The organism is Mycobacterium sp. E2733, from assembly GCF_001667585.1.
Classification (GTDB): domain Bacteria; phylum Actinomycetota; class Actinomycetes; order Mycobacteriales; family Mycobacteriaceae; genus Mycobacterium.
Window position 1 is genome coordinate 33,039 of record NZ_LZJZ01000068.1, and the last position, 19,774, is coordinate 52,812.

At 58.3% G+C, this 19,774-nt stretch carries 12 protein-coding genes and 1 pseudogene; 4 read left to right on the forward strand and 9 right to left on the reverse strand.

Annotated elements, in window-relative coordinates:
* Positions 1-9: 9 nt before the first annotated feature.
* Positions 10-2,940 (reverse strand): hypothetical protein, encoded by a 2,931-nt coding sequence (locus A5678_RS27090; RefSeq protein ID WP_156746882.1) that lies wholly within the window; start codon positions 2,938-2,940, stop codon positions 10-12.
* 346 nt (positions 2,941-3,286) lie between these two features.
* On the opposite strand from A5678_RS27090, the gene A5678_RS28325 reads away from it, so the two are divergent.
* The gene (locus tag A5678_RS28325; RefSeq protein WP_368664895.1) at positions 3,287-3,751 is read left to right on the forward strand and encodes a hypothetical protein; all 465 of its coding nucleotides are present in this window, start codon (positions 3,287-3,289) and stop codon (positions 3,749-3,751) included.
* Between the two features lie 173 nt (positions 3,752-3,924).
* Here the strand turns inward: A5678_RS28325 and A5678_RS26495 are convergent, their stop codons facing one another.
* Entirely contained in the window at positions 3,925-5,289 is a 1,365-nt protein-coding gene (locus tag A5678_RS26495) for a DEAD/DEAH box helicase family protein (protein ID WP_082945535.1), read from the reverse strand.
* Complete coding sequence (locus tag A5678_RS12430; protein WP_156746883.1) at positions 5,286-6,245, reverse strand: hypothetical protein; 960 nt, start codon at positions 6,243-6,245, stop codon at positions 5,286-5,288. Before A5678_RS12430 ends, A5678_RS26495 begins: the two co-directional genes overlap by 4 nt.
* Before the next feature lie 723 nt (positions 6,246-6,968).
* Here A5678_RS12430 and A5678_RS27095 point away from each other — a divergent pair.
* The 3 genes from A5678_RS27095 to A5678_RS27100 all read left to right on the forward strand — a co-directional run bounded on the left by A5678_RS27095 (position 6,969) and on the right by A5678_RS27100 (position 12,644).
* Positions 6,969-7,889 (forward strand): hypothetical protein, encoded by a 921-nt coding sequence (locus A5678_RS27095; protein ID WP_156746884.1) that lies wholly within the window; start codon positions 6,969-6,971, stop codon positions 7,887-7,889.
* Positions 7,890-9,296: 1,407 nt separating this feature from the next.
* Positions 9,297-11,573, forward strand: a complete 2,277-nt coding sequence (locus A5678_RS12450; protein WP_156746885.1) for a hypothetical protein — start codon at positions 9,297-9,299, stop codon at positions 11,571-11,573.
* 9 nt (positions 11,574-11,582) lie between these two features.
* Positions 11,583-12,644, forward strand: coding sequence for a hypothetical protein (locus tag A5678_RS27100; protein ID WP_156746886.1), 1,062 nt, complete (start codon positions 11,583-11,585; stop codon positions 12,642-12,644).
* 66 nt (positions 12,645-12,710) lie between these two features.
* Here A5678_RS27100 and A5678_RS26500 read toward each other — a convergent pair whose 3' ends face one another.
* The 6 genes and pseudogenes from A5678_RS26500 to A5678_RS28180 all read right to left on the reverse strand — a co-directional run.
* Complete coding sequence (locus tag A5678_RS26500) at positions 12,711-13,871, reverse strand: patatin-like phospholipase family protein (protein WP_255396913.1); 1,161 nt, start codon at positions 13,869-13,871, stop codon at positions 12,711-12,713.
* Positions 13,872-14,286: 415 nt separating this feature from the next.
* Positions 14,287-15,693, reverse strand: a complete 1,407-nt coding sequence (locus A5678_RS12460; RefSeq protein ID WP_068042700.1) for a tyrosine-type recombinase/integrase — start codon at positions 15,691-15,693, stop codon at positions 14,287-14,289.
* Between the two features lie 233 nt (positions 15,694-15,926).
* Positions 15,927-16,418 carry a hypothetical protein gene (locus A5678_RS12465; RefSeq protein ID WP_068042702.1) on the reverse strand — a complete coding sequence of 164 codons (492 nt, stop codon included), beginning with the start codon at positions 16,416-16,418 and terminating at the stop codon, positions 15,927-15,929.
* 99 nt (positions 16,419-16,517) lie between these two features.
* Positions 16,518-16,934, reverse strand: a complete 417-nt coding sequence (locus A5678_RS12470; RefSeq protein ID WP_068042704.1) for a hypothetical protein — start codon at positions 16,932-16,934, stop codon at positions 16,518-16,520.
* 496 nt (positions 16,935-17,430) lie between these two features.
* Entirely contained in the window at positions 17,431-19,119 is a 1,689-nt protein-coding gene (locus A5678_RS28330) for an AAA family ATPase (protein ID WP_368664896.1), read from the reverse strand.
* Between the two features lie 141 nt (positions 19,120-19,260).
* Positions 19,261-19,647: pseudogene (locus A5678_RS28180) on the reverse strand (bifunctional DNA primase/polymerase); the annotation flags it as partial.
* Between the last annotated feature and the right edge of the window lie 127 nt (positions 19,648-19,774).

The following is a 19,774-nucleotide window of genomic DNA, read 5'->3' on the forward strand; positions in this document are numbered from 1 at the left end:
CGGCCCGGTTCATGAACGCTCTTCCCCAGCGGAGCCGTCATCTGCAACCGACTGAAGAGCCTCGATGCCCAGGACTGCGAATCTCGCCGCACGAACGAGAGCGGGCGAGGCCATGACCATATCGATCAGACTATTTCGTTCACCTGAATCCCAATCCATCACCACGCCAGGCGTTTTCGTCAGCGTTAGGAGGAAGTCCGCGACGGTCTCGAAGTCATACCCGCGAATGAAATAGTTCGCGCTCATCCTGGCGATGAGTGAAGCGAAGCCTGTAGCGAACGCTGATTCGGATCGGGACCACGTCCACACGTTGTATGTCACGGTCTCGGCCATCGCACGTTCCGCCACGGAGCTACCGACGTTCCTTCTCAGATCTCCTAAGTGAAGATCCCCCAGCCGTCCGCGGACGCGGAGGCCGTTCACCTGCCCTTCCACACTTCGCCAATTCGCACCCGCAATCAGGGAAACCACCTCGCGCGTCAGAGCGTGCAGGACGATTCGTCGTTGATGGTCGACAAATTGGTCCGAAGATGAGTCGGCGTCAAACCACGAATGATGCAGCGCAATCAGTTTGAGAACCTCACGGTTCGTGCGGCGGCCAGTCGCGATCCTCGGTCGCACTCTGCGCATCGCTTTGCCGCGCCTCGGTGGCAGTAGGATCCCTGCCTCCAAGGAGCCGGATGTCGCCCGTAAAAGTCCACCATGCGCCGGTGCCTCGATTGCATCACCGGCGCTGCGTTGAATTGCCACTGAAGGCCGCTCGGTCAAGAAGAGTTCGACTCGCGTACGAACGCCGACTGTGCGGTCTGTCAGTCGTGCGACGTGTGCCCCTCGCTTGATGGCGAGCGTCCATTGGAGGAGTTGGATCCCTCTCTTACACAAGAGAGTTGCCTGCGTCAGGCCCGAACGAATCACCGCGACTTCACATGACTCGGCTGCGTTGTAGCTATCGGCAAATTGCCTTCGTACCTCGCGCCTTACAAACTCGGCCCAGTCATGTTCGCTCATAGGCAGTTGGATGCGACGGCAGATGCTGCCTAACTGCCGTCCATTGACGTCGCGTAATAGCAGCGATAGATCGATCGGAATGCCATGTGGCCCTTGAATCGTCAAGCCGGCACGTAGATCCCACATCTCACTCAAAGACGGCCGTGCCGGTGCCGCCAGAATGCGCACACCCTGGCCAGCCGCTGTGCCGTCGTCTGAAATAGGCGGTTCGCGGATCGCAACAATCATCGATCCGGTAACTGCCGGCTTTCGATTGTCAGCTGAAGTCAGAGTCACCGTCACTGTGTGGACTTTCGGCGCGAGGCCGTCAAGTGCGACCAGCAACTCTGATTGGCCGGTTGGCCAGTGAAGGCGGTGGTGTTTTCCGTCTACCGCGAGCTGGCACATGTCGACGACATGTTCAGCCCGAATCGCAAGTATGACTGGTTCCCCAGCGAACCATTCACCGAATCCTTCGCCATCCCAAGCGCTTGGTACAAGACCCGCGGGCCGGATCGAGATATCGACCTGCGTCGAGATCCCCACATCCCTGAGAGCGGCGACATCCCGAATATCCATGCACGCCGGCACTCGGAGTTCGAATACCTGAGCCCCGGCGACCGAGATGGTCGCCGGCTCTACCCATGTCAGGCGGGGTGGGTTAGTACCCTCAAGTCCAACAAGGCAATACGTTTGGCCAGGGCGGACGACCGGGTTTTTCACCTCGAGAGCGCGGCTGCGGTCAGCACGCTTGAACAGCCACCAAGGACCCGTCCCAATCTTGCAATGGTCAGCAATTTGAGCGTTCACTTGCGGCGACGCCCCATCAAAAACGATGAAGGCTTCGTCGCCCCGTGGCCATGACGCGAGTCGGACTTCCTGACCTGGGTACATCAAGCGCCCACGTGCCAATGGTTTACCGTCCACGCCGGCTACACGGGCACGCAACGTTCGAACTGGTTCAGCGAGGTGTGGCATGCGGGTCAGCAGTGGCGATAGGTCCGGAAGGCGGGCATACGCCTGCCAACCGTGTTCTCCTTGGCGCAAGACGAGTCCCGCGTCAGTGAGCCTAGGCAGGGGTTGAATCCGCTCTCGGGGGCCGCGAGTCGTTGAAGAAATGAACCCCTTCTTCCGTACGCGGCTCGCGGCTTTCCTGGCGTTAGTCAGCTGGCGCTGCGATGTGTGATCGGTGGCCATTCCCTCCAAGAGACGGTGAAGTGTCGAACGAAGCAAATACGGTGAGTCGTGCTCATCTTCGGCCAGAAGCGCTGCTGCTACTTGACCAAGGACGGTCGTGTTCTCACAGAAGATGCGGAACCGCTTGACGTATCCACTTGAGCGAGCCGCCAATTCAATCCCAAGAGCCGCGGGGTCGTTCAACCATTCGGGATTCAGCCCAGCACGAGATTCGGAGAGGAGTCTGGCGAGATGCCGCTGTACGTAGGTCGGTGCAACCGCGTTGGTGATTGGCCAGCAAACGATGTTGTTCTGCTCCGCCCATACGCCCGCTGGAACCGCGCCACCGTATTGCGCGGTGAAAGAACTGAACCAATCCTGGATGTAGCAGCGGTGATCGTTTCCCCAATGAGGTGTCGCAGCTTCAAAGCTTGGCCAATACTCCTCGGCACCGCAGGCGTAGCCAAGCTCGGCGGCGTAGATCACGAACGGAAGCCACCACCGCCTCTGGCGATCCCCAAGACCCTGAGCGACCGCATCCCGGACGGCCGCTCTTAGACCGTCGAGATCAGGTCCGTTCAGATCGTGCTCGAGCGCAAAGACCTGGGCGGTTTTGTCTGACAGTCGACGGCGCTTGTACAAATTCTTGAAATGCTCGTCAAGCCTACGGTGAAGGTGCTCTAGAACGTTGATAGTTTGGACAGCTTTGTTAGGCCCACCACCATTGATTCGTTCTCGCTCGTAGAGCAGCGCCTCTTCGATGATCTCGTTAGGCATTCCATACATCACGGCGTATCTGTGGACGACGTCCTTCTTGGCGCGGCTCGGGTTGATCCTCGGCGTTCTGTGCGTGTCCTCAGCCTCGCGGACCGCCCTCCGGATCGCTGATCTTTGGCTTCCGCTGAGTTGGCGGACCAAGCGCCTCCGGACCTCGGCCGGCGCCTCGTTCTGGTGTGTCAACGTCGACCTCCCCACGATCCTCAAGCATCCCTCCCCGCAGTATCCGCGAGCTTTTATTTCCGCAAATAGAGCACCGTGCTGCTTAAGCGCGCGGGTTAGGTTGCAGTGTCGATGAGCGAGATCAGCGCGGCATCAGTCGAGCTCTGCTGTGGAATAGCATCGCATGGGGTACCGAGGCGAAAAGGGCGGACGCAAGCGGATTCGCGCTGTTGCCGGCAATGTACAAGGCGCCCTCGACGCGCTGCGGACTGCCATTACCCAAGCTCCCTCGGACCCCGCGGCGGCCTACGACACCCTATATCCACGGGTCCAGGGCATTCGAGGGCCGCGGAAGTCGCGGCGGCCTGCTATCCCGGAACTCGGCCCGGCGTTCTTTACTAACGTTCCCTACTTCGCTGGCGGAGGCGCATTAGACCACCCGTGCGTCATCCTCGATAGTCAGGTAGCCGCCGCACTGCGCAAGTACTGTCGATGGCCGACGCTTGGCGATAACTACTGGTCACCTGAGACATACCAGCGCTACGTCGACTTATTGGGACGGTGGGCCGAGGAAGCATCCGGCCAGCTCAACCGCGCCCCGTGTCGCGCGATGAGTTCGAACGCTTCCTGTTCGGCCGCTGACTTCTAATCTTTCCCTTGCCCTATCGACCTGCCTGACGCATTCATAGTGGTTCAGAGGCACAACACTGCCATCACGACCACGACTCGCGCGGTCCCTCGCCGTACCTGCCGCGGATACTACTGGTAGAGACGTCCAGCGTTAGGCGGCGGACCGCTGCAACTCCGCGCCGCGCCACTTCACTAAGCCGATGGCGATATGAAGCCGTGCATAAGCAGCAGCTCGTCTTCGACGGTGTCAACTCCAGAAGTGTCCCGCAGCGCGAGCATAGTCGCAGGCTGGTCGCGACCAACACGATCGATTCGTCCCCAACGCTGCTCGAGTCGAAGTCGCGAACGTGGGAGGTCGTAGCTAATTATGGTGTCGGCCGGCAGCTCAATTCCTTTGAGGCCCAGATCGGTTGCGACTGCAACAGCGCCGCCTGCACCGACTTCTGTATCGAATGCGATGCTTCGCTTGCCGTCGACAAGTTCGAAAGACTGCTGATGCGAATCCAGCGCCTGGGCAATGTAAATTGCACTTTCACGCATTGCCGTAACTATGCACGGAGTGCTCTCCTCCATCGAACGTCGACGGTTAATTGCCAAAAGCAGCGCTTCGAGCTTGGAATCGATGCTGAGCGATGAAATGTCTCGAAGTAGTCCGTCCATGGCCCGTGCAGCGGCAGTAGGCTCCGGCCATGCTGATGCCGTCTCTGCTGCCTGCTCCTGGAGAGCCGGCTCACTGAGTACCGTTGGGTCACTAAGGGGCCGTCTCCTCGCACCGGCGGCCAAGCTGTTACTCGCTCGCAGGCTCGAACGCTCGCGCAGAATGACTTGCTCTAGCGCTAGAACGCTTGAGCGCCAGGCACGTTCGAGCCTTACAGCTACAGCTTCGCTATTCGAGTGCACCTCAAGAAATTTAACCAGCCGGATATACAACTCCTGTTCCGCCGAGGTGCGTTCGTAGCTGATTAAGGCAAGTCTACGGGTTGGGTGTCCAGTATCCCTTCGCTTCCAACGAACGACGCTTAGACCGTCAGTTAGACGTCGATCGTGCAACGGCAATACGGAAAGCAAGACGAGTGAGCGCACGCGTTCATCTCCTACAAGTCGCGCTACCAGATCAGCCCGTGATCCGCTCGCCATGTGGGCCTCATCGACAACAACTAGATCCCAGGCGGACGCAGCGAGACTCGCTGCGACGTCCATCTGTTTCGCAAGATCAAGCGATATTACGTATACGCCTGGCTTCCAACCATCTTCGGCAGCGACTTGTTGAATTCTCCAATCCGACTTGCCTGCAATACGCACGACGGGGATTTCATTCTGCAGTCGGTCCGCAAGCATCGCGACGTGTAACGCACAAAGTGCCGCCGGGGCCAGTATGAGGGCGCGAAAGCCGAGCACGCGCTCCATCAGACGGCTGACCGCCACCGGGATGCTGTAAGTCTTACCGGTTCCGGGCGGACTAATCACGAGCAGTCGCGTGTGATCTGAGTTAACGATGGTTTCGATTAGATGCTGCTGATCTGTGGTCAGAGCATTTTCCGGCAGGCGAGCGTTCATCGTGCCCCACCAGACAAAGGCATCTCGGCGGCCTCGATTCGGATAACAAGCCAGTTGCGTGTCATTGCGAGGGTCTCATACTCATCTGCCCTGATCTGCCGACGAAAGTGCAGGAGGGCGTTCCGGATCGGAGCGAGCGGGGCAAGACGTGATTTCACATGATCGAGATTCCGCCCTAGGACAGGAGCGAAGGTCTCCCATGTTCGACCGCTTGTGAGGAGCGAGCTCAAATCAGAGAAATCCATCTCCTCTAGCCGCTTGGGTACTTCGCGTCCTTGCTGTATGTACTTCTGCGCAACAGCAGCGTCAATGCATTTGGCAAGTGTCTCGGGGTTCGACGATAACCGAATTACGTATCGGAGGCCAAGTTCGATCTGTCGAATGAGAACGTAGCCGTTGGCGATTCCATAGAGGTAAAGGAGTGCGTCCATTGGGGACGCGATTGCACGCAACTTGCTCGGCTCGCCCACCAATACAGCGTTGTGCTGGTCGAGGGCGTCGAAGATATCCTCGATGCTGTCTTCGAGACGAACATAGGGAAGTTTCTCTATGCAGTCTTCGACCGTGAGCAGAGCTACTTCACTTTTCCCTCCCGGGAAGTACGCAACCGTTCGAGCGAACGACCGATACGAAAAAACCCCGATGCAATATTGATCGTTCATTACCGGTGCCTGCGAATAGCTGTGTTCGTCGAGTATCCGAAGTCCTCCTATCGCGGAAGTGCCGACTTCAAGCGCGAGGAGGTCTTGGTCGAGTGGGACGAGTTGTTCTACTCGCTGATAGATGTCGCCAAGCGCAGCTGTCTCCGCAACCTCGCGAAAACGCGATTCACTGACGTCGGTCGGATCGTTCCCCTCGCTTTCTTCGAGTTCAAGATCCTCGTCCTCGAGGGCCAGCCGGGCAGCATCTTCCGCGGTCTCATCGCCCGCGCCCATCCTTGGATGTTCCCCACCCACGTTCACAGCGTAGGACCCAATGAGCAGCAAAACCTAGCCGAAACGACCCTCAAACGACGAGACGGCGAATCGCGGGTTGACGCTACGCCTCGCCAATATGTCGTTGTCAGGTTCCCGGCGGTCGGCGGAATTTTCCGTCAGAGGTGAGCGAGCGGTTGCAGAAGGGCGAGCGCCAGGTTCGCGGCACTCTTGGCGGCGTCCGCGAGATCGACGAGAAAGCGCTTCGCGGCCGCCGCCAGGTCAAGCCGTTCAAAGAGCTAGAGGGTAGCTTCCCCGTACCCCGAAGGAGATCCGGCTGCCTCAGCTTGTCATGCGTCGATGCAATCTAGAACCTGAGTTGCTATGCCGCAAGTGCTTTACAAGCGAACCTCGTCATTCACCGGCCATGTCCGACATGGTCTGGTTACTTATCCCCTGCCTTCCCGCGACCTCGCGCTGAGTAAGCCGCTGTGCATACAGCGCGGACCGTAACGCTTCGATGCGCAACGACTGCAGTCCAGCTCGCAGCGTCCGGTTGTCATCCATCGAACTCGGCGTCAGGTACCTCGTTCCCTAAAGAACCAAGGCAACCGCAGCGGGCAGATTCTCGATGGCGCGCCACTGTCCCCGAGTCGCGTCTTCGCGGCTGGACGCAGCGAGTCAAATCGACGCCATGCCCTATGGCAGCTTGTCGTGGCCAGCACAATCTCCGACTCGAACCCGTGAAGCGCTACCGTGCCTACGATGGAGAGCGAGTGGTCTGAAGAAGTGCTGTTCCCGTCTGCGAATGCTGTAGGCTACCGGCTGATCTTTGAGGCAGAAACCTGGCTTCGACGCATATGTTGGGCCGCCCTGCTCCTATCTGAAGGGCCCGCATGGGCTGCCTCACTGGACAATCGGTTACGCAAGAGCCTAGAACAACAGTCCAAGAGCAACAGTTCGCGTTGGTACCTCGGCGTTGATGCCGAAGAAGAATTGTTGTGGTCCACAACGCAAGGGCAGCTCGCAAGTCTTTTACGCATTGAGTCAATACAGAGTCGTATCCGACATCTATGTGGGTTAAATGGTGAGCTACTTTCCCAACGTCTCCAGTCGATGTCTCAGATACGCAACATATTGGCTCACAACCGAGCGATATCGGATGACTCACTCACGGTATTAAAAGGCGATTTGATCGTGATTAGAGCAGCCGCGAAGAGATTCAAGGCGCGAACACTCTATGCTCAAACGGACATTGTTTCGCTGCGGGATGAAGTGCCAGACGACCTGTATCCAATGCTCGCCGCGTTCGATGACCTCGAGGAAACCGTCTGGAAGCGCTACGGCCAGCAGGTCTTCGTAGCAGCAAATCAAGATTTTATACAGCTCGTGCGGCTACCAGTTGAACCATTCGACTCCTGGGCGGATGGAAGAAAACTGCGTGCAGCGTTGGGAATGCTGTCACATCTCATTTTATGTGTTCTTGCGAATAAGGATATGCCGGAGATTGCGATAGTGCTGCCGCGCAATTTGCCCTCCGAGGATCAACTCGAAGTCCTCAATCGATTCATGACGAGGGCCTTTCTCCAAGGCGTATGGACGGCAACGCCACCGGAGGCGCAGAGCCCTGCTGCGTCGGGTTGGGCTCGACTATGGTTCTACGAAAACAGAAGGCCGGATGAGTAAGTAGCACAGGGCGATGTCGGTTCAATCAGTCTCATCGAAGAGACCGGGTCAGGCTCCCGGATAAAGTCCTCATAGTCTCGTGCGTGCGCCCTGAGCGAACCCGCTGACACCGCGACAGGTTCGTCGGAAGAGCGTTGCGAGGCACACAGCTGCAAGTCGCAGCGGTACAGGGACATGCTCTGGGTGCGCCCGTTCGGCGGACGGGTTACAACATCGGTGATTGAGAAACTCAGAGTGCTCCCACCGTTTGTTACGCGCGCAATTGACGCCAGCCCGCATAAGGTCGCTTGCGCGAATGCCCCTTCGAGGGGCCGCCGGCCGCGCCTTAAACGCCATCGACGAGGTTCTACCCTGTGCCCCCGGTCGGACTCGAACCGACACTTGGCCAGAGTTTAAGAACGGTGCGTGGGCCCAGCGCCGTTCCGGGCACTCTGTACCGCGCATGTACCGCCGATGCCAGCGAACTTAAACCGTACCGACTCCGTACCGACAGCGGACCTAGGACGGCTGGTGAACGTACTAACGCTGCCGATAACCAGCACTATCGCTACAGCCAAAAACACGTCGAACGGCGGTTTCAGCTAACGCCGCCGCGCGCCGGAAATAGCTTCCCAAGCTGAATACGCGGGTTCGATTCCCGTCATCGGCTCCACATCAGTGCAGTTCATCGCCACAAACGTTCCGCCTGGCTACTCATGACGGCCGTTCTTGACCGTCGTTTGACCGTCGCCCGGCGCCGCCGATTGCACAAGTGGTTTGCTAGCCGGTCGACCCCGCAGGTCTCCGAACTATGACGCAGCCCCTCGGCCTGGATAAGTGATGCAGGAAGTAGTTTGACGATCGGGGACACCTCGCGTCCACGAGGGCAAAGGCGCAACCTGGCCCGGGCCCGACCGCTTTCTGGTTTCGGGCCACGGGATCTGCCCAGCTGGTAGGCACTGGGCTGGCGCACGAGCCGTCTGCACCCCCAGGGGTTAGCGTTGCCCTCGCCGCCTCGAAGCGGGATACCGCGGCTCTCCGATCACCGCATGAGCCGCCGGCACCGTGCGTTTTGCCGCTCGCTGTTGCACCGCATGGCGACGAGACCTGCCTGCGCGAGATTCGTCGGCGACGGCTTGCGAACTGAAGACGAGGGCTACGTGAACGAGCGGCACAGACCCACCTACACCGATGGAGGACACCATCTGGCCTGATAAAGTCAGTAACAACTACACTCCGATACCGGGATTTCCCGGTCTGACAGGGTACCCTTCGCTGCGTGACGAGGTATGCGTCTAACACCCATTGTGGCCGCCGGAAACGCACTGGTAGTGTTTCGCTCTCAGTGCGCTGCAGGCGGGTGCGCAAGCTCGGGAAGTGTCACCACCTACCATCCCAGAAGACCGTCTCGAGCAAAGGTCGCAGTACGTGAGTCCTCTTAGCTTTTCGTCTGCTGCGGACATTGCTGGGCTGGGCATGGAGATCGTTGCTGGCCGAGTCAAGAGCTTTGCTGCGGCGTGGCGTGGCGACTCGACGCTCCGGACCGTGCAGGATGCCGAGCTTCGCCACGGAACAGTTGAACTGTTCGAAATCGCACGCCAGATGGCGAAGACGGGCGAAGTTGATGTCGTGGTGTTGGCCGCAAGACGCCTGGCTTGCATCTACCAGTTGCTCGTCGAACACGGTATGGAGCCGCTGTCCGGCTGTGCCGTGATATCCGACCGATATCTCGATGTGCCGGGTGACTGGCCGTGGCGCAGGGTCTTGGTACTTGACGATTCTGTAATTCTCGGCACGACACTGCTGCGGATATATGACGATATTAAGAAGCGGATTGGCCCGAAGGGCTTCATATCGTGCCGGGCCGTATGCGTCGATGAAGATCAGCGGGCAGACTACCTCCTAGATGCAGTCAATTTGAAGGCAATGCACTCACGCCCTTCCGATGCGGTGGAAGCATATTCCAAGCAAATCGTCGAAGCGCTATTCGCAGGTGGAGTTCCGTTCTTCAGCGACTTCCCGATGACGAAAAAAATCGCTCTTACTTCAGTAGAGTGGGAAGATCACCTCTTTAACGATGGCTGGCATGTGGCAGATGTCACTCCACCTCTCTTTGACAAAGATTCCAGAAAAGCTTTCAGCCACATCCCGGCCGACGCCACTATCGATCACATTCTGTGCCGTATTCCGGTCGAGGTTGCTGCTCTTGTCGAGAGCCTTAAAGTCCGCAGCTATCTGCTGGCACGTAATCCAAGCGGCGTTACTGTCAAGTTCGTTGCAATCGCGATGCTGGCCCCCTGTACTCCAGACGAACTTGACACTGCTTTGACAGCTTTGAGTAGCCTCCCTGAGGTCAAAAAGAGTCTGGATAATGCAGAACCACTATGGGGAGAATGGTCGCCCGAAGCAAAGCACCGACTGGTACAGATGTACGTCGCAACCTGTCTTCTCGACGAGGCCTTGGCATTCGCAAGAGGGTCCGCCGAAGCAAAGCAGTGGCAATTTGATCGATTGCAGAGCGAGCTCTATTTCGGTCCAGGATCCTCGCTAATGCTTCGGCTCACCGACATCGCGCTCAAGAACTTCCGATCCAGAACCACCTACGAGAAGGGAAGGCCGCCGCAAGACAACCTCAACAGGCCGAGGCCTTCATGGCTCCTGGAGGATGAAGCTCTCTTGGAGACTCTGTGGGAAAGCCGTGAGCTGATCGCGTACACCGGTACGCCGGAGGAGCCTCGACCTGACGAAATTTCAAGGGTCGGACTAATCTTCGGTCACGCCATCGCCTCCATCTTCGGGTATATTCACCGACGCTTCGAAATACCTCAGCGGAAAGAAATTCAAGCCCTCGGCAGTCTGGCCAAATACCGTAAGGCATTCCCCCGCAATAATGGCCGAAGAGTGCTATCCCAAGGCATTACTCTCCGCGACTTGATAGATTCCTTATTGCCGGAATCCGTTGCGGGGTCGTCGTGGTCCCGAGCGCTCGTCTCACTTGGCATTGACATTGGCAACGATCTTGGCATCATCGTTCCAGTCACTCAGTATGACCATATTCGGGACGTGGTTTACCGCGCCTACAGACTGGGTGAGACGGCTCCGCTTGCCATGAATCCACTTCCGCAAGCCGCAGCGGACGGTGATTGGGACGAATATGCGCGTACGGCTGAGCTAGGTTTTCCACTCTTGAATCAAGAAGTGCAGCGGGCGGCAGACATCGCCTCGAGCGAGATGGATGGCTGGTCGTCCGGGTGGTTCGGACTGCCAGTCCCGGAGGCAGCGACGAGATGGCTTGGTCTGGCTGTAGAACAACTCTTGCCGCAACTTCAGCACATACATCTAGCTCTGGGTGATGCCAGGCTGAATAAGCGTCCGGAACTCCTGGACGACCTGCGTCGGAAGGTTCTCGAAGCCGTGCCTGGTCGTGTTGTTCTGCAGCTTGACGGCGAAGTGACAAAAATTGAGGATGACGAATTCACTGCGCAGTTCATCGAGCCCCTTAACGAGTCGATCCGAATGGCGACTATACCTGTCTCACAACTGTCCACGAACGATCAGAAAGCTCTGACTGATGGATCACTGGTCATGTGGTCAGTTATTCAAGACAACGACAGCGACAAGCCGCAGCGGATATCGCGGGTTCGTGTCCGTCACGAGGCACCAATCGACCTCGATCAGCTAAAGAGGAATGCTGAGCTTTTCTAAATATTAGCAATGCCATTGAATTTTCGGCCTCCCGCCGATGACGAGTTCGAGGTCACCCTGTTCGGACGCGGTACTGGCGAATGCTGTGTTCTCCACCTTGGCGGCGGCCAATGGGCGATTATAGACAGTTATAACTATGAAAAATTGCAACGTGATCCTTTGACGAGAAGACCTCGCAAGACGCCGATAGCTCGATGGTATCTCGACAAAATGGGCATCTCGTCGGATCAGGTGAAAATGATCTTAATAACCCACTTTGACGCAGATCACCATAGAGGGGTCGATCTGTTGCACGATCATTACCATGAGGCTCAACTCGTAGTTACGACTGCGCTGCGTGCGGATCTGTTTAAGGCGATAGGCACTGATCCACGCGAACCTCTTGGAGCCGTGCCAGCCACTATGCAGCGAGCAAAATCGCGGCGACGACATGGTTATCCGGATGGCCTGCGGTACGCAGGTGTGAATTGGCAGCAGCTTTTTGCAGACGACGTGCGCTTAACAGCGCTTTCGCCGACAGATGCAGTGATCCATACAGCCACCGAACAGATTGCCGCGCGGATGGATACTCAACTCTCGACCTTACGCGAATTACTGCGTAATCAGAACTGGTGCAGTGTGGTGGTTCACTTTCATACAAAGGTCGGATGTACTTTGCTTGGGGCGGATCTGGAGAATTCGCCACGCGATTTTGGCTGGGAAGCCGTCCTAGCTGATCCGGGGCATGCCCAACTCTCGCCGGCAGATATCGTAAAAGTTCCGCATCATGGAAGTCCTGACGCCGATCACGAGGATATTTGGCGGAAATTCGCCGTGAAGGACCGTCACATGTTCGTGGCACCATTCACGGCCACCGGAGGCTCTAAAAGGCCGACTACGGAGGACTGTGCCCGTCTATGTGCGCGCGGAGGCAGCCTCTGGCAGGCTGCGCCGTCCGTCGCAAGAACCGCAAACGGATTCGGCTTTGACTCAGAAATTCAAGCGCCGACGGGCGCAATACAAGCGCGCCGCACGCCGACTGCAGATAAGTGGGAAATCAGCATCGGTGGAACCGCTTTTCGCGTGTGCTGACATGTGGCTCGGGACGGTTTTCGTTCGCCTAGAAATTGGTTCTTGCAGGCGATGGTGGAAGTGACCTTACTGATCTGAAGGTATCTTGCGCCTGAACCATATGCGGCCACGGTTTGGCTCCGCGGGCATAGGAGTAAGCGGATTCTCTGGAAATGGGAGACCTAAAGGGGGCGGGAGCCCGGGGGCAACATAGCTCCGGATTGCGGCATCGCAAACCGAGTAGCCCCAATTTACCAGCTGATTGCGAGTCGAGGACTCGACTTTCGCTAACCGAGTCGGTATCAATGACAGTTCCCGCGTCACTTCTGGGTCCACGTCAAGAAGTGGGCTTTTCGACAAGAAGCTCTCATAAACGGTGTTGATTGCCCAGAAGGCGCCGTCTCTTTGCTTTTCCACAAGGAGAGACATGACTTCTCGGCGCCGGAGTCGTCTTACTTGCACATCGACGGTATTAAGAACGCGCAGAGTACCTCGAAACCAATCTTTTTTTGGGCTAGATTGTTGGTTGAATGTACCGCCGCCATCACTAATGAAGATGGTGCGGCAATTCTTGAGGACCGGCTCCACCCCTAGATTGTCATATACTCCGCCATCCGTGAGCTGGAGCGGCGATCGTCCCGGAATATCAAGCAGCGTTGGTGACAAAAAAGGTGGAAAAGCCGAGCTTGCTGCTACCGCTTTCGCCAAAGGAATTTTCGGTAGGTCAACAGCCTCGGATTTCCAATCACGCATATACGGCTTACTGAATCGCCATAAGGCGCCGTTGGTGAGGTTCGTAGCCAGGAATACAAATCGGGGACCCTCGTCGTCGTTTGGTAGATCCTGAAGCGTTGCACCCTTGTATAGGTGTTTGTCGTAAGCCTTCTCAATTCTATTCGAAATTGAGCCGGGCAGGAAAGCCCCTCCGACGATGCCTGCAACATCAACCGTCTTGGCGGCAAAGCCTAAAATAGGATTCTGTAACTTCTCCTCGAAGTTCGTAGCCACGCCCTCATTGTTGAATTGGAGCTGTCTCCATACCATTCCGAGTCGGCCGGCGATGATTGATCCGCCCGAGACCGACGAAACCCGAGTCAGCTTGCCGAACCACCCCGCTTCGTTGAGCCGTCGTAGGGCCCCGAGGTGGAAGAGCATCGCTCTGTAGCCGCCACCCGACAAGCACAAGCCGACTCCACTTGCCGGTGACGCCCGTCGCGGGTCCTGGAGAGTCGGTGGATCCTCGGTCACGACAAGTCCCCCCAAAAATAGCGTCGCGCGATCGATTATGCCTCGTCCACGACGCCATGGTGGCGGCAATGGCAGGACGTGGGTGGACAGAAGCTGAAATGGGCAGCCGATGGCGCGAGCACAAGGAACAGTCAGAGTTACATCGACCGTCGCAGCACAAGAAATTGGGTTTCAGCCATTCATGCACAATCACCGGCTGATCGTCCGGCGCCATCCGTCGGCCGGTTGATGATTGATATCAGGTGACGGTGTTTCGTTGTGTCCTCTGTAACGTCCCGCTCGAGGAGTCCGCCAGAGTGAAGGGCGGCTTGGGGCGGAACAAGGTCATGCGGTACCGAGAACTGATTGTCGCGTGGGCGTCGGCTTCGAAGCTGCCGCGGGTTCGGCCCGACGGGTCCGCTCGAAGAGGTTGCGTTTAATGGGCTCGACGCATCGGAACGACGTTCGGCGAAGCCGGGCGGCTCATCGCTTCAAGCGCTGCCATGGTCTCAGCGTGGTCGTCATCGAACAAATGCGTATAGATCGCGAGGGTCGTGGTGACCTTCGCATGTCCCATGAATCGGCTCAGCTGCAACGGCGGGATACCGGCAGCTACGCACAGGCTGGCATAGGTGTGCCGCAACGCGTGAAATTTGAGCGCGGGTGGCAACACGGGATCCGCGCCGCCAAGGCGGTTGGCGCGTAAAACCGCAGGCCGGAAAACCGCCTTGTAAAACGTCTGGTGCCGCAGCATCGCCGACCAGTTCACCACTAGCCGTTCGACGGCCTGATCGGCTGAGAGCGCAGCCAAGGCGTCAACGGCGGTCGGCACGATCCGCTTCCCATCAGCGTCGGTAGCGCGTTTGCCCATCGGCTTGGACGGTTTCAACGTCACCTCACAAAACATGGCCGCGGTTGGATCGTCGCGGCGAGGATGGGCGGCGAGATAGTCGCGCAGACGCTCGGTCGTGGCAGCCATCAGCGGCACCCGACGACGTGAGCCTTTGGTCTTGGGGGTGTCATAAATGAGGGCGCCGTCAATCGCGATCACCGTCCGCTCGACGCGCAGCACGCCCGGTTTGGTCGGTGCGTTTGGGTTGATCGACCGCTCCGGAAGCTCAACGTCGCCGACTTGCAGCCCCGCCAGCTCGGCGGCCCGCAGACCGGACCACGCGGCCAGGTGAACCATCACGTTGCACGGCCAAGGTGTGGCTGCTTCAAGCGCGGCGACCTGAGCGGCGGTGAGGAAAACGTTGGGATCGTCGACCACGCCGGGTGTCCCACCTGCCGCGCTGCGCTCGCTCGGAAGCTTGACGTGATCGGCCGGGTTGACCGTGAGCCGACCGTCTGCCACTGCCTGCGAAAGTATCTGTCGCACGACGAAATAATGGTGTCTTACCGTCGACGTCGACTTGCCGGCCTCGGTGAGCTTGCCGAGCCAATCCGCTATGTCTGCGCGCATGATCTCGTTAACTCGTCGGCGGCCGAAGGTCTCCGCTATCGACAGCTCGGCGGTGCTGACACCGTCAGAGTTGCGGCGGGCTCTGGTCTTGCCTGACAACAGGTTTACGTATTCGGCACGGGTGCGTGGCTTAAGATCGTGACGGCTGGCGAGCCATTGCATAGCAACCACACCGAAGGTTTCACGGCCAAGTTCGCGCAAGCTTGCAGGCGACTGGCCGTGCGCCAGTTGCGCTTTCACCTGGTCGAGCTTGTCTTGCGCTAGTTCGCGCGTGTCGAACGTCTCGCGGTATTCGCGATTACGTTCGTACCAGACCGCTTGGTAGCGCTTTACCGGTTTGCCATTAACGCGGCGCGATGATTGGCGGACTCGGATGTGCATAGCGATTTTCCGTTCGCGGAGGGGCCTAACCAAAGCGTAACAGAGAGAAAAGCTGAATACGTGGCCAGATCTAGAGCTGGGGAACCGCCATACTATGCACGCCTACAACAGCTTTCGTGTTATGACGCTTAGTTAACACTCCTAACCTGACCGTATTTTGACCGTGTGGATGCGGATTTTGCCCGCTCAGCCGCGTCCTGACGACTTCGGAATTAGATCGGTCCTGCACCTCATCAGCCGTTCGGGTCAGCATCAAGAAGAGAGTCCTCATCAATATCAAACGGAAAGTTGTCATCGGTTTTCGGCTCGGGCGGCGGGTCAGCTACAACTACTTTCCAGCCGGGCGGATGAGAAGCGATTTGGTGAACAGCTTCGTAGATGGTCTCGAAGTCGCCGGTGAGTTTGGCAATGCAGGGCATGTCGCCCTCGCCCAACTTTTGAGGAACGGGCGTGGTGCTGGCGTTTGCAGTCTGCTCTATGCTCACCACCGACGTGCCATCCGAGTACGTGGGCTCGTTGCACATGTAGTGCACAGTCGCGACATCGATCACGCTGCCAATGTCATAAAGCATGTCGCACAACAGCTGACCTTCATCGGGCTCGATGGTCGCGCCTGTCCTGGCGAGCTGATTGAGTCTTTTCTTCACGCGGCCAACCAAAAGCATGCCCGTGGCAAAGAGGTACTTTGCTTGATCTTCCTCGCTTGCGTTGTTGTCGTAAATCATGTTGCGCTCCTTCGTCTCAGCTTGGTCTGTTCAGGTTGCGGCGGCACTCAATGTGGCTGCAGCAGTGAGCTGCTAGCGACGGATGTGGTTGGACTCTGTTTACCCTTCTCGTTCTCCGCCGGCGGGATGCCGGTGAATTCTTCTGTGTGGTTGGTGCGCGACAATCTTGGCGTCGATTGGCTCGCCTTCTGCGGCGGGCAGCTCTCGCGGACGATCCGCCAGCGGTCGTCTGTCATCGGCTTCGGAATCATCGGGGATGCCCAGCGATCGACGGAACTCCGCGCGTGAGCCGGATTCGACTGAACCCAAGCCATCAAAGATCTGCTCATACGGTTTGGGCGGCCCCACTTCCACTTCGACGGCAGACTTCGCGGAAACGCCGCCACGGTCCAACGCATCTTTGATTGCCGAGAGCCGCACCGATTCCGAAACGTTCGGGTCAGTCGCCATCTTCAATAATTCGCGCGCGAGTCGGTCCGACGCTTCCTCGAGCCGTTCGCGGGCTTTGCGCTTCACCTGCGGCGCCTTTGCTCCGTGGAAGTCACATACGTTGGTGCCGCGGCGGGCGGCGTTCTTGCACCGGTCGCCGTTCTTCCTGTGCGCGGTACAACGCCGCTCGGGGTGGGCGCTGCGTGCCCATCTGTCGATGGGTTCACATTTCGATAGGTCACTCATCGTCTTTCCCTCCTATTTCGGAGATTTCGGTGTGGAGTCTCGGTGACAGACAGCAGAACTGTGAGCGCCAGACACGCTCTCTTCGGCATCGCGCGGTTCTGGATTAGCGACCGAATCTCATCTATAGAGAGAGCGATCGTGAGTTTCGCTCTCTCGCTGGCCCGAATCTCAGGCATGAAGCGCAAAGCGAGTTTCGTGCCTGAGATGCGACTTCGGCCACAAACTTGTACTCCCCCAAACGCCGCAAGAATCGGGCAACTTTCGCCCCGCGGTCGACCCTCGCGATGACAATCGTTCCTAACCTGCGGCTTCCCAGACAGGTATCGAAACTCATTCATTAAGGGACCACCCACCGCGGACCCCTAGCACCCCCGCCAGGCCCACCCCGCTGGCCATCGATCTTTTTCAAAAGGGCACGTTCAACGAGCTTGTCTAAAAGGCGCTTGACTGCCTGCGAATGGGCCCGCCACGTGTCGTCGGCGCGTGTCGTCCCTCGCACAGCGCGAACCGCATCGTCGAGCGTCATGCCATCCTTTCCGCTTGTAACCGCGAGGTTCATGAGGATCGTCATGGGTTCGCCGCCGTTCGCGCGCCCGGTGGCATGGTCGAAGTTGACCGCCAGTGGCCCCACCCGCTCCCGAATGGGCTTAAGGTGTCGCAACTCGACCGACCGCGCACCTGGCTCACCCCAGAGCAACACCACCGACCCTTGTCCAGCGGTGAGCCAGGTGCTGCCGTACACGTCGGCGAGCTTGTCCGGCTTGAAATTACCGACCGTAGGCTTGCGTTGATGATGGTTGCCGACGGTGTCAGTACCGTTGGCCAGGATCAGTTGCACCGTGGTGTTGAACGCCAAACCGGCCTCATCGGTGACGATGCTAGTGAGCATATCTTTCACCGAATCGAAGACGACCACACCGGGATCCCGACCCTCCTCAGCGACCCATTGCGCGAACCTTTCGGGGTCGAGGTCAGCTTTGAACGGAGGTTGTTTGGGCCAGACGATCAGTTGCCGCTTTAGCTTGGCGACCTCGTCTTCATCGAGTTTGCTTGGATCCACCATGCGTAATAACGAATCGTGAATCTGGTCGGGCCGGTCCATGGCGAGGTATAGCACCGGTCGATCGTCTTCGGCGACGGTATGGTCGAAGAGTATCGCCGGGATCAACCCCATGCGTGCAAGTATCAATCGCTGTGCCACAGTGGATTTTCCGACGCCCTGCGGGCCGCAGATTAACAGCCCTTGACCACGCGCCCACAACAGTTTGCTCCCGTCGCCCCACAACGGTGTGTGCTCGGGCCGGCTGGTGAGAAATTGGAGCCCATCCATTGCACCGCCGCTTTGCGCTTCTGTTAGCCGATGAGCGATAAGCCGGTGGACTTCCCGCGATCCGGCGTCCTCGACTAGTCGACGCCGGGTCGCATCCCAGACGTGCTCGGCAAACTTGGAATCGTCAGGGTCAGCGTATCTTTCGAAAATGTCAGCTTTCGCGGCCTCGAAGTCTCTGACATTAAAATCCTGGGTGTTCGCGTGATTCATCGCGACGCGCCCTTGCGTGTCGTAACCGAATCGCCGTGGGCTGTAGGCGAAACTACGGTGCTGAAGGTAGGCAAAGCGGCTGACCGCCAGACCCGCTATGCAAGTGCACTGCGGCGGGGTGTATCGCGCGCCGATTCCGGCGGCCTGATCCACGATGGCTTTGATCTTGCGCAACGCACCGAGCCGCGATCGTAAGACCTCACTTATCAGTTCATCGATACCGCGCTTGTGGCGTTCAGTCACGTCGTTTGCCCAAAGATATTCGATGTCGTTGATCGACCGAACCCATCCGGTGTGACCTTCGGCGGCGAGGTTGAAGATTTCCCAATGGGCGTCACGGATCTTGTCGTGCGACGTCGGCTCCAATGCAATGGCTGCGGCCCACCGGTCGCGCGCACGTCTGGTCGCTGCGCACATCGCCACCGCGTCACCATCGTTGAAGGTCTCATCGGCCCACACATAAATCTCGTCGTCATCGGCGTCCATGTCGATGGGTTGTTCAGTTCTCAGGATCCGGTTTTGAGTGAGGTGATCGACCCACACATCGGGTAGTACGGGAAGCGTTGCCGCGTCTGGAATCTGATCGGTGAAGCTCACTCCGTCGGGCCGACACCCCGGCGGGTAAAGGTGATACTGCCGCCCCTCGGGATGGATCGACGGCCATACCACTGCATAGCAGTGGCCGCGCCAGATGATCTCGATGTCGCCCTTGGCTCCGTCCCTCCGCGGGTCGCGCCAATGCAGACCGGCCGAAACGCGAAAGAGCCTGATACCAGAAATGCCGTCGTGACGTGAACTGGAAATCACCGTTTCGGTCAGCGGCCCCAGTTGACGTTCCAGCTCGGCGAGCAGCTCGCCACCGCGCTTCACTTTGGCAGTCAGCCCACGGCCTGAAACGTAATGGTCCACGTCAATGCCGATGACTTCCCAGAGCTGGCTACCGACCGTGAGCGTGAAGCCGAGCCAGATGCCAATATTGGCGTTGGGGTGCAATTCCATCCATTCGGCGAGCGTCTCGTCGTCGGCGCAGCTGCGTCGTGGCGAGTACTACGTCGGAGTTTCAGCAGGCCGCAGAATCGCGTCGCCGTTTTCGGCGTACTAGTGGTGTATCGCCTGTCGTCGGCGTAAAGCTTCCGTAACT